Source organism: Paraburkholderia sp. BL6665CI2N2, from assembly GCF_004366535.1.
Lineage (GTDB): Bacteria > Pseudomonadota > Gammaproteobacteria > Burkholderiales > Burkholderiaceae > Paraburkholderia.
This window is the reverse complement of the sequence record NZ_SORC01000001.1, coordinates 2,805,879-2,819,571: the sequence shown is the minus strand read 5'-3', so window position 1 is coordinate 2,819,571 and position 13,693 is coordinate 2,805,879. Positions and strand designations below refer to the sequence as shown.

At 61.8% G+C, this 13,693-nt stretch carries 8 protein-coding genes and 1 pseudogene; 3 read left to right on the top strand and 6 right to left on the bottom strand.

Annotated features, from left to right (window positions below):
* The first annotated feature begins 201 nt into the window (after positions 1-201).
* Positions 202-1,503, top strand: coding sequence for a diguanylate cyclase (locus B0G81_RS12520; protein ID WP_134135847.1), 1,302 nt, complete (start codon positions 202-204; stop codon positions 1,501-1,503).
* A 22-nt stretch (positions 1,504-1,525) separates the two neighbouring features.
* Positions 1,526-2,076 (top strand): annotated as a pseudogene (locus B0G81_RS12515) (methyl-accepting chemotaxis protein); the annotation flags it as partial.
* Between the two features lie 7 nt (positions 2,077-2,083).
* Here the strand turns inward: B0G81_RS12515 and B0G81_RS12510 are convergent.
* From B0G81_RS12510 to B0G81_RS12495, 4 genes are all read right to left on the bottom strand, one after another.
* Positions 2,084-3,901 (bottom strand): thiamine pyrophosphate-binding protein, encoded by a 1,818-nt coding sequence (locus tag B0G81_RS12510; RefSeq protein WP_279590532.1) that lies wholly within the window; start codon positions 3,899-3,901, stop codon positions 2,084-2,086.
* Positions 3,902-4,265: 364 nt separating this feature from the next.
* Positions 4,266-6,149, bottom strand: coding sequence for a methyl-accepting chemotaxis protein (locus tag B0G81_RS12505; RefSeq protein WP_279590471.1), 1,884 nt, complete (start codon positions 6,147-6,149; stop codon positions 4,266-4,268).
* 616 nt (positions 6,150-6,765) lie between these two features.
* Complete coding sequence (locus B0G81_RS12500) at positions 6,766-9,351, bottom strand: adenosylcobalamin-dependent ribonucleoside-diphosphate reductase (RefSeq protein WP_134135842.1); 2,586 nt, start codon at positions 9,349-9,351, stop codon at positions 6,766-6,768.
* Between the two features lie 273 nt (positions 9,352-9,624).
* Positions 9,625-9,906 carry a DUF3331 domain-containing protein gene (locus B0G81_RS12495; protein ID WP_134143092.1) on the bottom strand — a complete coding sequence of 94 codons (282 nt, stop codon included), beginning with the start codon at positions 9,904-9,906 and terminating at the stop codon, positions 9,625-9,627.
* A gap of 382 nt (positions 9,907-10,288) precedes the next feature.
* On the opposite strand from B0G81_RS12495, the gene B0G81_RS12490 reads away from it, so the two are divergent.
* On the top strand, positions 10,289-11,380 hold the full coding sequence (locus tag B0G81_RS12490) for an AI-2E family transporter (RefSeq protein WP_134135839.1): 1,092 nt from the start codon (positions 10,289-10,291) through the stop codon (positions 11,378-11,380).
* Positions 11,381-11,391: 11 nt separating this feature from the next.
* On the opposite strand, the gene B0G81_RS12485 is transcribed toward B0G81_RS12490, so the two are convergent.
* Complete coding sequence (locus tag B0G81_RS12485) at positions 11,392-12,285, bottom strand: alpha/beta hydrolase-fold protein (protein WP_134135837.1); 894 nt, start codon at positions 12,283-12,285, stop codon at positions 11,392-11,394.
* A 175-nt stretch (positions 12,286-12,460) separates the two neighbouring features.
* Complete coding sequence (locus B0G81_RS12480; protein WP_134135833.1) at positions 12,461-13,570, bottom strand: OpgC domain-containing protein; 1,110 nt, start codon at positions 13,568-13,570, stop codon at positions 12,461-12,463.
* Positions 13,571-13,693 lie beyond the last annotated feature (123 nt).

Genomic DNA, 13,693 nt, shown 5'->3' with positions numbered 1-13,693 from the left:
CCGACCCGGCGCAATGCTCCACATTGATTCTTGTCTACGACGTGAGTCGCTGGGGCCGATTTCAGGACATTGACGATTCGGGGTTTTACGCTCTCCCACGAGCGCCAGATGTTTGGAAAGGGAAGTCAAATCTCCGTATTCCCGCTGTGCGACAATCGTGTCCCGCGGCGCAAAACTGTCAGTAATTAAGACCGCTGCAAAATGGAGCCCTCAGATTGGTCCAAGGAGCCAAGCCAGGTGATCGATGAGAATGCCATATGCGTTGCCATGATAGCGCTCGATGAAAGCCGGGAACTCATCGTCACTGCATGCAACGACCGATTCTTTCAGTTAACGGGGAGAGCGGACGCGGGTCTGCAGATTTTCCCCGTTGCATTCGATGCACTGCTTGCAAGTTCCGCGCCGCGCGGGTTCCGCAAGAAACTGCTCGCATGTTTTGCGTCCGGGCGGCCGCCGGAGCCCGAGCAAACTCATGACTTTCGCGAGGGTCGCCAATGGTGGCGCTTTTCGCTTAAACCGATCAGGCACGGCGACGGCTCCAGCGCGCGCGAGGTGCTCGTTACCGGTTTCGACATGACTGCGAAGATCGATCGGCCGCAGGAGCCGGAAGTTGATGCTTCCCGTTATCGTGCTTTGGTCGATCTGGCTTACGACGCTATTGTCACGATGGACGAACAGCACAACATCACACTATTTAATCGCGCGGCCGAGAATCTTTTTGGTTTTTCGTCTGCCGAGGTACTTGGCAGACCAGTCGTAACGCTCTTGCCCGAAAGGTTTCGCACGCACCACCCACGGAAGGTGCAGCAGTTCGCGGACTCGTACCAGCCCATGCAGCGGCAGGCGACCCCGCCGCGTATGGATCAAAGCAACAGTGTGTACGGGCAGCATCGCGACGGATCGATAATACCGGTCGAAATCGCAGTCTCCAAGATTGAGAGAAACGGCGCGACCGAATTCATGGCGGTCGTCCGGGACATCAGCGATCGCGCCCGGCTAATGACGCTGCTAAAAGCGCAGGCTAAGACCGACGTGCTAACGGGTCTGCCGAATCGCCGTGAATTTCTGGAGTTCGTGGGGAGAGTACTTGCTACGAGCGATGGTTTGTCAGTGTTCATTCTTGACGTTGATTTTTTTAAGGAGATCAACGATCGCCGTGGACACGACGCCGGCGATGAGGTCTTACGCGTGCTCGCCAAGGTCGGAACGTCAATGGCGGATGGGCCGGGTCTATTCGCCCGCTGGGGAGGTGAGGAGTTTGTCGCGGCCTTGCCCGGTGCGGATACACATCTTGCCTATGCGCTCGCGAACGAACTGCGGCGGCGCTACGAACGGCAGGATTTCGAGCACGCGTGGCATTCTGAGCCGATTCCATTTACCGTCAGCATCGGCGTGGCCACTCGTGAAGCTGGCGAGGTCGATGTTGACGCGTTAATGAAGCGTGCGGACCGGGCGCTCTATCGGGCAAAGCAATCCGGCCGTAATCGCGTCGAGATTGGATAGACGCCTGCATGGACCGGCAGCGATGCGGCAGCAACTCAGGAGTATCGTCTCCGAGATCCAGTCCTCGGCGGAAGCAATCGGAACCTCGGCGGGAGAAATCGCTCAGGGCAATCTGGACCTGTCGCAGCGAACGGAAGAACAGGCTGCGTCACTTCAGGAGACCGCGGCAAGTATGGAGGAGTTGACCGCAACCGTACGTCAGAATACGGAAAATGCGAAGCAGGCGAATTCGCTGGCGGGCAACGCTTGCGATGTCGCGGTGCTCGGTGGGAAAGTTGTCGGCGAAGTCGTCGAATCGATGGGCGCGATTTCGGAGAGCTCCGGCAAGGTCGCTGAAATCATTGCCGTCATCGAGGGGATCGCGTTCCAGATGAACATTCATCATGGGGGGAAATTGCCTCCGCCTCCGACGAGCAGGGAACGGGCATCGAACAGGTCAATGTCGCAGTGGGGCAGATGGACGCCGTGACGCAACAGAACGCGGCACTTGTCGAGGAGGCGTCGGCCGCCGCTCAGGCAATGGCCGGGCAGGCATCCACGCTGCGCGATGCGGTCGCTGTCTTCAGGGTTTGAGCGGCAGTCAAGCTTGTACGTGCCGAACGACAGCGGCGTGACCGCGTTGTGAGGCCGTACGTGCGGATTCAGCCGGTGAGGCACTGAGCGCGCTTTCCGCGTAGTACCGGTTCGGTGCGGGAAAAACCCCGGTCATCACTTCAATCAGGAACGGACCGTTAAGCCGGGACGCCTCGCTCAGCGCATCAGCCAGATCCTGAAGGCGCTCGACCCTGCGCGCGGCGACGCCGAGCGAAGCCGCAAACGCAGCCCAATTATGGCTCGGCAGCCTGGTGAACCGCTCCGGAATGGAGCCTTTGCTGATCGCATCGATGTGGACTGCGCCATGCGCCGAATTATTCAACACGATGTAAAGCATCTTGACGTCGTATCGGGCTGCGGTCTGGATCTCCATGCCGTGCATCAGCATGCACCCGTCTCCAGTCACTACGACGCATGGTTGTTCCGGGGCCGCAAGCTTGATGCCGATCCCGGCGGCGATTGCCCAACCCATCGGCGCGAGCGAACTGGAGGAAAAGTAGTTGCCAATGCCCGACGAAAGCCAGTAATGAGCCATGAATATCCGGTGGGCGCCGGAATCAACCACAACGTTGGCGTCCTTCGGCATTAGTCGGCACAGTTGCTTGACGACGTCTCCTGTATAGAGCGATTCATCGCCATCCATGTCCCACGCGCCGGGTTGTTCGAACTTATCGTCGTACAGAGGGGTCTGGTTGACCTCGACGGTCCATGCTTGTCTTCGTTCCAGAACGGTGTGAAAGTCGGCGCCCCAGTCAGCGAACGTCTTTGAAAGCAGGCGGAATGTGGCACGAATCCCGGAGAACACGCGACCGCGCGCGACATGCCCCATGGCGGGCGCATCAAAGCTGTCGTCGAAGATGATCAACTCTTTCCCGGCAGGCAGCTTCTCCGTCCAGTTCATGCTGTCGCGCTGGTTCAGGTCGCTGCCAAATACGACGAGGACATCGAGTTCGTCCGAGTTGATGACGCGAACGGCTCGCGAGTGGCCCGCGAATCCGTACACGCCGAGCGAAAGGACATGATCCTCAGGAAACGCGCCTTTCCCCGATAGCGTAGTCGCAACAGGAATGCAAAATTTCTCGGCCACATCGAGTAAGGCCTTTGCCATTTCCGGGTCATTGCCGCGACTGCCGATCAGAAACGCGACTCGCTTCGATGTGAGCAAATACTGGTCGCATAAGGCGTGCAATGCTGCATGGTTTGCGGGGACCTCGGATGCATTGAACTCGCCATGGTCGTAAGGTTGTCGCGATACTTCCTGACCGGGCAGAGCTTCATGCTGCTGAACGTCGACAGGAATGCTGACGAAAGACTGCGCTCGACGCATCCAGTTCAGCCCATCCATCGCGCGCCGCATTTCGGCTTGAAGATTGTCCTTGTTCTTCAGCTCGACCACATTTTCCACCAGACTCTTTACGACGCCGCTTTCGAAAATGCCGCTCAGCGTAGCGTCCTGGAACGCGCCTTTGCCTTCCGCTCGCGACGAGACACCGCCGGCAATGTAGAGCATGGGAATCCGGTCTGCATGGGCGGCCGCCATGCCGGGCACGAAATTCATGGTGCCTGGTCCGGAGATGCCAACGCAGACACCGAACTTCCGGCTGGCCCGCGCATAACCGTCAGCCATGAAAGCACTGCTGGTCTCATGTGCGCAAACAATTCCGCGGATCGACGGCGACTTGTCGATTGCATCCAGCAGGGGATAAATCATCTTCCCCGGCACCAGGAATACGTGGTCGATTTTCGCGGCTTCCAACGACTTCACGACCGATTTCGATACGTTTAGTGGGGCGCGTGATTCCATATTCTTGAGTACGATCCGAGCAGAAACCTTTAATCGGATCTCACTATCCCTCATACGGTCACCGCGTGTGGCCTCGAAAAAGCAACGCGATCAAGCCGGACGTACCGGCATCTGGAGACAGCGAGACGGCTTGAACGCGCTGCACGGCGGCTGCAGTCGCGTCTCGTGCTGTTTCATCGAGCCCGCTTGCAGCGGCCCCGTGTCTCCATCCGTGAGTACTCTTCCTGTGCTGCCACGTCGCTCGCGTGCATTGCCTCAATGACAAAGCCGGAGCGACCAGACGTTATCCACGCTACCGTGCACGTGATTCGCGAGCTGCGGTGTGTTCAACCACCGCTTGTCGTGCAACCATGCGCTGATCTGTTCAGAATGTCTGCCAGTCGGCAGCCTGGGCGGTGTTGGTCGCGACTTCGGTGCTGCCGCCGGCTGCAAGGCGTGGCATCGCTGCGGGTTTCGTCAATCTCGCGGGGGATGACGTATGAATCTTCGACGGCGCGCGCTGTGTTTCCTTTGAGGGCGCATTCACTGATGACAGAGAGACTTGCCTATCGTCGACCTTGAAGAAGGCGACCGCTGCGCGCAGATCCTTCGCCTGCTGTGCCATCGCCTGGGCTGCCGCCGAAGCTTCTTCCACCAGCGCGGCATTCTGCTGGGTAACCTGGTCCATCTGGTTGACCGCCTGGTTGACCTGTTCGATGCCGGTGCTTTGTTCTTGCGACGCCGATGAGATTTCGCCGACGATGTCGGTGACGCGTTTCACGGATGCGACGATCTCATTGATCGTGCCGCCCGCCTGTTCGACAAGGGTCGAGCCCACCTCGAACCGGCTGACCGAATCGGCAATCAAGTCCTTGATTTCCTTTGCCGCGCTGGCACTGCGCTGCGCGAGCGCGCGGACTTCTCCGGCCACGACTGCAAATCCACGTCCCTGTTCGCCGGCGCGAGCCGCCTCGACCGCTGCGTTGAGCGCAAGGATATTGGTCTGGAATGCAATTCCCTCGATCACGCCGATGATCTCGGACATTTTGGCCGAACTGCCCGAGATTTCGCGCATCGTATCGACCACCCGCCCGACGACCTCGCCGCCTTGCTGCGCGATGCCGGAGGCGGTGCCGGCGAGCGTTGCCGCCTGCTTCGCGTTGTCCGTGTTGTGACGGACTGCGGCGGTCAGTTCTTCGATGCTCGAAGCGGTTTCTTCGAGCGATGCTGCCTGCTCCTCGGTGCGGCTCGACAGATCCAGGTTCCCCTGCGCAATCTGCGCGCTCGCCGTGGCCACCCCTTCGGCATTTTCGCGGACCTCTGCCACGACGCGCGATAGCGCGTCACGCATCGCCTTCAGCGATGCCATGAGGCTGTTCATGTCGCCGCGCCGTAGATCGATGTTGACGCTGAGATCGCCGGCTGCCACGCTTTTTGCCAGATTGGCGGCTGTCGCCGGCTCGCCTCCCAACTGCCGTGTCAAACTGCGCGCCATCCAGACGCCGATTCCCGCACCGATCAACATCGACAACGCCACCAGAACCAACATCAGATTGCGGCCTTCCTCGTACACCTGATCGTTCGATCCGGCCGTCGTTTGTGCATCGGCCTGTTTCACATCGACGAGCGTGCCCATCAGGACTAGCGTCTTGAATCCCTTCTCGTGGTATTCGCCCAACAGATAGGAAGTCAGCGCAGCGTGATCCTGCAGCCCCGCAGCGCTGATCCGGCCTTTCATTTCATTGAAAGCCTCTATGTAGTCGTGCCAGCTTTGATCGAGCTCGGCAAACGTGGCTTTGCCTTTCTCGGTATAGACGAGGGGTTCGGCTTGATTGAGGTGTTCGCGCGCCGAGGTCAAAGCTTTTTCGGCCTGAGCAATAGAGGCAGTCCGCTGCTCGGCAGTGGCGGCCAGAATGGCGTTGCGTAGATATGTGCCGGCTCGCAGCACATCGGCATTCGCTTGCTGGATCCGGTTAAGCCCCACGAGATCCAATCGATAGCTCATATCCGCGTTTGCGTTAATCTGGCCCATGCTGCGAACACCGATCACGCTGACGATAGCGCTGATCACCGATACCAGGATGAAGGCGCTGATCAGTTTGGTGCCCAGTTTCATATTGCCAATATTCATAGCTAGCTTCGTCGACGTGAAAGAAACCTGAACAGGTGAAGATCGTCCGGCCGTCCTTCCCAAGGTGAGGTGGGTGGGCAGCGTGTGCGACATGTGGTTCATGTAGGCAGTTAACGGCAGCATGAATTTATTCTTCATACAAATTCACGTTTACACGTAAATTTCTTTTTCCGTCGGCCTTTCAAGTTTATCTGTTTGTAATGTTTCGGGGCGAAGCAAGGAGCGACGGCTCGTGCGACTGAACGCGGGCTATCAAGGGGGGCGTCGTCCAGCGTGTGGGGTGCGTGGTCGCGGTCGAATACGGGGCAGGGCGTTGGGTCGTTTCGAGCTATGGCAAGAAGGGCTTTCCAAACCGCTTATAGGCCTCCTCGATATTTTTTCCCGATGAGCTCATCTGCGGAATCCCGTTCCGGGGCCGCGACCGAACACCCTGCGGAGAAGGCGGAAAGAAGTGCGAAGCATGCAAGTTTTTTGGGGGGGCGCATGGATGGCTCCTATGCGTATCGCTGTGACATGTTGAAAACAAAACTGTCGATTTTCATGCGTCGCGGCGTCAGTCCGATCCGGCCGGGGTTTTCTTCGCTTTGGAAGACTAAATTTATTTACCTATCGACGAGCTGTCGTTGACAGCTTTCTGCATGACAGACACCGGAAATCAACGGCCCGCGCAGACGTCGTAGGCCTGGTACCTTCAGGAAGCCGGATACGGCGCACTCGAACTAGCGCTCTACCTTGAGGCGGAACGCCGCCGTCTCTACCCGCACGCACCCACCTCGCCACACGCGGTGCAAAAGTCACACCCATCCTTGCGAATCACCGCATTCGCCCCGCACGACCCGCACTTGCGCCCGAGCATCGTATGCAGGCCTTGCGCGCCGCCGGGCTGCGTCAACGCTAGAGCGTCGGCATCAGTCTCAACAGGATGCGGACGAATGCCGAAATCCGCCGGCAGTACCGTCTCGGCGCGCATCTGTCCGCGCGGCAAACGCGCCAGCATGCGCGAGGGCACCTGGTTACCTTCGGCATCGAGAAAGCCGCGTCGATGCAGAATCTGCTGGATCGCGAAGGCGAGGGCGGCCACTTCCGAATCGTGCCAGCGTGGCGCGCGATGTCCGTCGAGGCGCTGCACGTCGCCGAGCCGCACTTGCCCGCGATCCCACGAAACCTTGCGCATGTCCTGCAGATTGCGCGCGACAAAACCGCCGCGCGCCGCCAGCGACAGCGAACGCATCGTCGCCGTGATCCATTGCTGCGATTCGTCGCGCTGACCCGTCGGAATGAAGAACTCGATAGGCCGTTCGATGGTGACGTCTTCACCACCCAGCCGCCCGGTGACTTCGATAAACGACACCGCCACGTAAAGCGACTTCTTGCCCGCCTGCGTCAGATATTCGACCTTCTCGATGATCGCAGGCAACTCGCCCTTGGGCCGATGATCGATCGCGATACGCAGCGGATCGAGATCGCTTTCGGTCAGCGTGTCGTCGGCTTGCGGGGGGCTCACGCTCAGCACCGCGCCGAGCGTTTCGTTCGGACGATAGGTGGCAAGACCCTTGAGGCCGTTTTTCCAAGCATCGAAGTAGAGGCTTTCGAACGCTTCGAACGGATAGTCGGCGGGCACGTTCACGGTCTTCGAGATCGACGTGTCCACATACGGCTGCACAGCCGCCATCATGTCGAGATGGTCGCGTGCGGACATCTCCAGCGCGCTGACGAAATAATCCGGCAGCTTGTTCGTGTCGCCGCCTAGCTCGCGATAAAGCCGATACGCGTAGTCTTCGACATCGAAGGATTCGCGCCCGCCGTCGGCCATCACCTTCATGCGAGTGTAAGTCCACGAGAAAGCCGGCTCGATGCCGTTCGATGCGTTATCCGCGAACGCGAGGCTTACCGTGCCGGTCGGCGCGATGGAGAGCAGATGGCTGTTGCGAATGCCATCGCGACGGATAGCCGCTTTGATGTCCTCGGGCAAGCGCGAGGCGAACGTGCCGGTTTCCAGATAACGCGCCGCATCGAAAAGCGGAAACGCGCCGCGCTCGCACGCCAGGTCCACGGACGCGCGATACGCCTCGTCCCGCATCACTTGCGCGATGCGCACGGCGAAGTCGCGGCCCTCCTGCGAGTTGTAGCGCAAGCCGAGCATGACGAGCGTATCGCCGAGGCCGGTAAAGCCCACGCCGATGCGCCGCTTGGCGCGCGACTCGTCGTATTGCTGCTGCAGCGGCCACAGCGTGACGTCGAGCACGTTGTCGAGAAAGCGCACCTGCGTGCGCGTGCGTCGGGCGAGGCCGTCCCAGTCGAACGAAGGCTTGCGGCCTTTCATCTGCGCGAACGGATCGATCACGAAGCGCGTGAGGTTCAGCGGCCCGAGATTGCAGCAGCCGTACGCCGGCAGTGGTTGCTCGCCGCACGGATTGGTGGCGCGGATGGTTTCGACGGCGCGCAGATTGTTGTCATCGTTCATGCGCGAGATGAACACGATGCCCGGTTCCGCGACGTCGTAAGTGGAGCGCATGATGCGATCCCAGATCGCGCGGGCCGGGCGTTCGCTGTAGACCCACAGGCCGTCTTCGCGTTGCCGCACGTCGTCGGCTGCGCGCTGGGCGGGCGAGGGTTCGGCGCGATGCACGAGTTGCCAGGGCTGGTCTTCCTCGACGGCGCGCATGAACTCATCGGTCACGCCGACCGAGACGTTGAAGTTGTTCCAGCGCCCTTTCGAATGCTTGGCCTCGATGAACTCCAGCAGGTCGGGGTGGTCGCAGTCGAGCACGGCCATCTGCGCGCCACGCCGCGAACCCGCGCTCTCGACGGTGCGGCACGACGCATCGAACACGTCCATATAACTGCACGGACCGGACGCCGACGAACTGGTGGTGTGAACGCGCGCGCCTTTGGGACGGATCGCCGAGAAGTTGTAGCCGACTCCGCCGCCGCGGCGCATGGTTTCGGCCGCTTGCAGCAACGCGACGTAAATGCCGGGCAGGCCTTGTTCGTCGACGCCCTGAATCGCGTCGCCCACGGGCTGCACGAAGCAGTTGATCAGTGTGGCCGCAATGCCGGTGCCCGCCGCGCTCATGATGCGGCCGGCGCCGAGCGCGCCGTGCCGCAGGTTGTCGACGAAGAGCGCCTCGACCGATTCGCGCAGCGCTTCGGGCTCGGCCTCGGCGACGCCGCGCGCGACGCGCTTGAATACATCGTCGGCGGATTGCTCGTCGCCTTTCGCGTACTTTTCGAGCAGGACGTCCAGAGAGAATTGTTGCGGTGCGACGGGCGGAGCGGGAGGTGCGAGGGGCGCGGGTGGCGCGATTGGCGTGCGGGTTTCCGGCGAGTCTTCGGCCATGGTATGCCCTCAATCGGCGCCGCACGGGGCACGGCGCGGTAGGTGGAGTGCGGGTCACGCTAGCGCCGCGCGTGGAGCGGGCAGGTGACTTGACGCAACGACATCCACCTTAACGCACGTGGCGAGGGGCCGCAATCGGAGGGTGTTTTACCCACGGCGCGAAGCGGGTTGCGCGCGATGCGCGTGCCGCTATGTGGGTTGGGCCGCCGGGCAAATCGGGCGCGTCAGGCGCATTGGCAGAGCGCGCACGCAACGCCGGCAGGGATTGATGCGTTACGCCTCGGCGCACTCCAGTAGTTCAGCGCAGATCATGGCGGAAGCATTCAGCGGCGCCGGCCGCTCGGCCGGCTTGAACACGGCGTCGCCGCGGCGAATCTTGCGGCGCGATACTGCACACGTTCCTGACGTATGTGCCGACCTGCGCCGCCACCGCTGCTCGCCGTAATGACATTTTCCCGGCTCGACCCAGCGAATCACGAGCGTCGTGTCCGAGCGCTCGAGAATTTCGATGCGGACGCCATGGGTACCGTCAAGGGGGATGGACTCTAAGGTCATCGTCGTCGGCTCCGTATGTGTGGTGTGCCGAATGTAGTCCCGCGCGCGCCGGATAGCCATTGTGCGGCGGTTGAAACACTGTTCTTCAAACAGCAACAATAAAATTTGACATTCGCGCTATCCCGAGAAGACGGGCCTTCGCGGGCCATTGTTATGCTGAATTTACGATAGGTCGGATTTTTGCAACGCAGTGTTGTACGTAGTGAGACAAGCGTATCGCCTGCAAGGGGGCGCCGGTGCTTCCTTTAAGATGTGGTTATTGATGAGCGACCGGGCAATCGCAGTGTAGCGGTTTTGCATTTTTCCGGTCGGCTCGCGCACACACGCACACGTCGAAGGAAGTCCCCTGAGGGGGCGCCTTCGAAAAACCATAAGAGCTCACATGAATTCACGCCCGCCTGTCACACCGCCTGAACCGCCCGAACCGCCTGAGGTGCCGGACTGCCTGAAGAAGCAGAACGCGGCCTCGCTCGTGCTGTACATCGGCCTGGTCTTGCTGGCGTTGTGGGTCGTGCGCGACTTCATCGCGGTGGTGGCATGGGCCGCCGTGCTTGCGATCGCGCTGTGGCCGCTGTTGCGCAGGGTCGAGCGCAACCGCTGGTTCACCGGCCGCACGACGCTGATCGCGGCCGTGTTGACGCTGGCGATCGCGTTGCTGGTCGTGCTGCCGGTGGGCATCGGCATTGCCCAGGCACTGCGCGAAGCGCATGACATGAGCGAGTGGTTCAAAGACGCGCAGGAAAATGGCATTCCATTGCCCGATTTCATCCAGCATCTGCCGTTCGGCGCGCAGCAGGCTGCCGCGTGGTGGCAGGCCAATCTCGCTCAGCCGCTGCGGGGATCGGCGGCCATGAAAGGGCTGCACAGCACCACCGTGATGACGCTCGGCCGGCACTTCGGCGCGCGCGCGGCGCATGCCGTGGCAGTGTTCGGTTTCATGCTGATCACGCTGTTCGTGATTTTTCAGGCGGGACCGCGCCTGTCGGGCTCGCTGCTCAAAGGCATGCGGCGTGGCTTTGGCGAAGACGGCGCGCAGCTTCTGCTACGCATGGCCACGGCGGTGCGCGGGACGGTGTCGGGACTGGTCGTGGTCGGACTCGGCGAGGGCGCGTTGCTGGGCGTCGCCTATTTCGTGACGGGCTTGCCGCATGTCGCGCTGCTCGCGCTCGTCACCGCAGTCGCCGCCATGCTGCCGTTCTGCGCGCCGCTCACCTTCGGTCTCGCGGCCTTGTGGCTGGCCTCGCAAGGCTCGGTCGCGGCGGGTGTCGGCCTCGCCGTGTTCGGCTCGGTCGTGGTGTTCATCGCCGAGCACTTCGTGCGGCCGGTGCTAATTGGCAACTCGACGCGTTTGCCGTTCCTGCTCGTGCTGTTCGGCATACTCGGCGGAGCGGAAACGTTCGGCCTTCTCGGCATCTTCATCGGCCCCGCGCTAATGACCGTGCTGATGGTGTTGTGGACCGACCTCGTGAGATAGTTGCACGCGTTTTACGGCCGCTGGTTTGACGGATGATCCAGCGGCTGTTGCTGTTGCTGCGGTTGCGACTTCACGCAACCGAGCGTGTATTTGAGCGCGGCGGGCAGCAGCGCGCTCCAGACGTCCCACGTATGACCGCCGTCGATAATGCGCAGCGCCGCCGGATTGCCCGCCAGCCGCAGGTGCGTATACAGCGACGACGCATCGGCCTGGATCGCGAGGTCGTCGTCGCCGGCGGCGATGAACATCGGCAGACGGTATGGCCGGCTCATGTAGCGCTCCCACTGCGCCGGATAGTTGAGTTCGTGCCAGATACGCGCGTCGAATTCGCGCTCGCCGAACACACCGACGCGGCGCGCGGCCGACGCGCGCGGCGGCTCGTTCGGATAGATCGCGGGGCTCAGCAGCAGCGCGCCGCAGAAGCGCTCGGGTTGCGTCATCGCATAACGCAGCGCGCCGAAACCGCCCATGGAGACACCGCCGATCATCCGTGCGGCGCGTTGCGTCGAGACCGCATAGCGCGCCTCGATCTCGGGCAGCAGATCGTCGAAGAACGCGGTCTCCATCTTCTCCTTGCGATCGACGTACCAGTCCGTGCCGCCTTGCGGCATCACGATCACGACGGGCGGCATGTCCTTATGCTCGATCAACGCGTCGGCGGTGCTCTGCAGATGGCCTTGCGTGATCCAGTCGTTGGCGTCGCCGTTATTGCCGTGCAGGAGATACAGCACGGGCAGCCGGCCGGCGTCATGGCGATAGCCGGTCGGCAGATAGATCGTGTAGGCCCAGTCGCGGCCGAGCGCGTCGGAATGGAAGCTGCGGCTGATCACGGTGCTGGCGAGCACCGGCGCGCTGATCGAGGCTGCGCAGAGCGCAACGAGGGCGGAACGTAGGAATAGACGCATGTCAGAGTAGGAGGCCGCCGCGCAGGTCGGGCGCGGCCGTCATGCTATCAGGATCGGCGGAACATTTTGACCGCTAGCGAACTCAGCGGACGATTGCATGGAACATGAGTGAGTGGGGGAGAAATGGCCCAAGACCGGCAGGCGGTGAGCCCGTGCCATTCCGCACGCATATCGCTCAGGGCGACGTGCGCAGCCGCCCGCCATACAACCGGCCGGCCAGGCGCTTGAGCGGCTCCGCGCCCAGCGCCACCGCGAACAGCGCGCCGATCGCGATCGCATCCGCGAGCAGTCCGAGCGGGTAGTTCAGATAGCCGTCCGTCGCCGCGTACAGCACCGAATCGACCACCAGCGAGATCACCGCGCCGGCGATAAAGCACAGCAACCCTTTGCGACCGATCACGCCGACCCACGGGACCCATTGCGCGAGCTTTCTTGCCCAGCCGAGCTGAATCAGATTGGCGACGAGCCATGCGACGGCGAGAAAATTGACAGCCCGCAGATAGGAGAGGTTTTGCTTGAGGCTGGCATCGAGCGGCTCGTGCTCGATAAACAGCTTGTAGTAAGCGGCGGCCGCGACCACGGCGAACGCCAGCAGGCTGACGAGCCAGCTCAGACGGTGTGCGCTCACGCGTTGATAAACCGGTTGGCAACGCGCCAGCACGCCGAGCACGAACAGCAACTGCCACGCGAACGGATTGAAATCCCAATGCATGTCCGGCGCGGCGGGCAGGTAGGCGTCGATGGCCGGCGCGCCGGCCCACAACGCGATGCTGCCGGCCAGCAGCAGCCACGGCTTGCTGCGCGCGAGCGGCAGGATCATCGGCACCAGCAGCGCGAAGAACGCGTACATGGGCAGCACCGAAGCCAGATACGGCTGGCGGCGGAACAGCAGGATGTCGCCGAGCGCCGCGAGCGGGGTGTCCATCAGATCGTCGAGATCCGTGGTGGCGAGATTCGGCCCGTCGATGCTGAACGCGCTGAGCGCGGCGCTGACCAGCAGCATCAGCGCGGCGGTGACGAGGAATGCACGGTAGATTTCCAGCGAGCGCCGCAGGAAGCGGCTGCGCGCGATCGTTTCGTTGCGCCGTTCGGCCAGCGCCGCGTAGGCCGTGGCGGTCGCAAAGCCGCCGAGGAACACGAACACCTCGGCGGCATCGCATAGCGCGTAGGCGTGCAGCGTGACGCGCGACAGAATGCTGCCGCCGATGTGGTCGACGACGATGATCAGAAGGACCAGCCCCCGAAAAAAATCGAGTTCGATCAGGCGGGATTGCGACTTTTGCATTGTGTTCGCCAAAAGCAAACCCCGTGCGACGGCGCGCTGGTTCAGCGCGGCAGGCGTCTCACAAGGCTTTTAGAAATTGGATTGGGATGCTGCGGCGGATACGCGACCCGCGTCGCCGCTTTC

Coding starts and splice junctions, on each gene's coding strand:
- B0G81_RS12520 (WP_134135847.1), top strand. CDS start 202: ATGGAGCCCTCAGATTGGTCCAAGGAGCCAAGCCAGGTGATCGATGAG.
- B0G81_RS12510 (WP_279590532.1), bottom strand. CDS start 3,901: ATGGAATCACGCGCCCCACTAAACGTATCGAAATCGGTCGTGAAGTCG.
- B0G81_RS12505 (WP_279590471.1), bottom strand. CDS start 6,149: ATGAAGAATAAATTCATGCTGCCGTTAACTGCCTACATGAACCACATG.
- B0G81_RS12500 (WP_134135842.1), bottom strand. CDS start 9,351: ATGGCCGAAGACTCGCCGGAAACCCGCACGCCAATCGCGCCACCCGCG.
- B0G81_RS12495 (WP_134143092.1), bottom strand. CDS start 9,906: ATGACCTTAGAGTCCATCCCCCTTGACGGTACCCATGGCGTCCGCATC.
- B0G81_RS12490 (WP_134135839.1), top strand. CDS start 10,289: ATGAATTCACGCCCGCCTGTCACACCGCCTGAACCGCCCGAACCGCCT.
- B0G81_RS12485 (WP_134135837.1), bottom strand. CDS start 12,285: ATGCGTCTATTCCTACGTTCCGCCCTCGTTGCGCTCTGCGCAGCCTCG.
- B0G81_RS12480 (WP_134135833.1), bottom strand. CDS start 13,570: ATGCAAAAGTCGCAATCCCGCCTGATCGAACTCGATTTTTTTCGGGGG.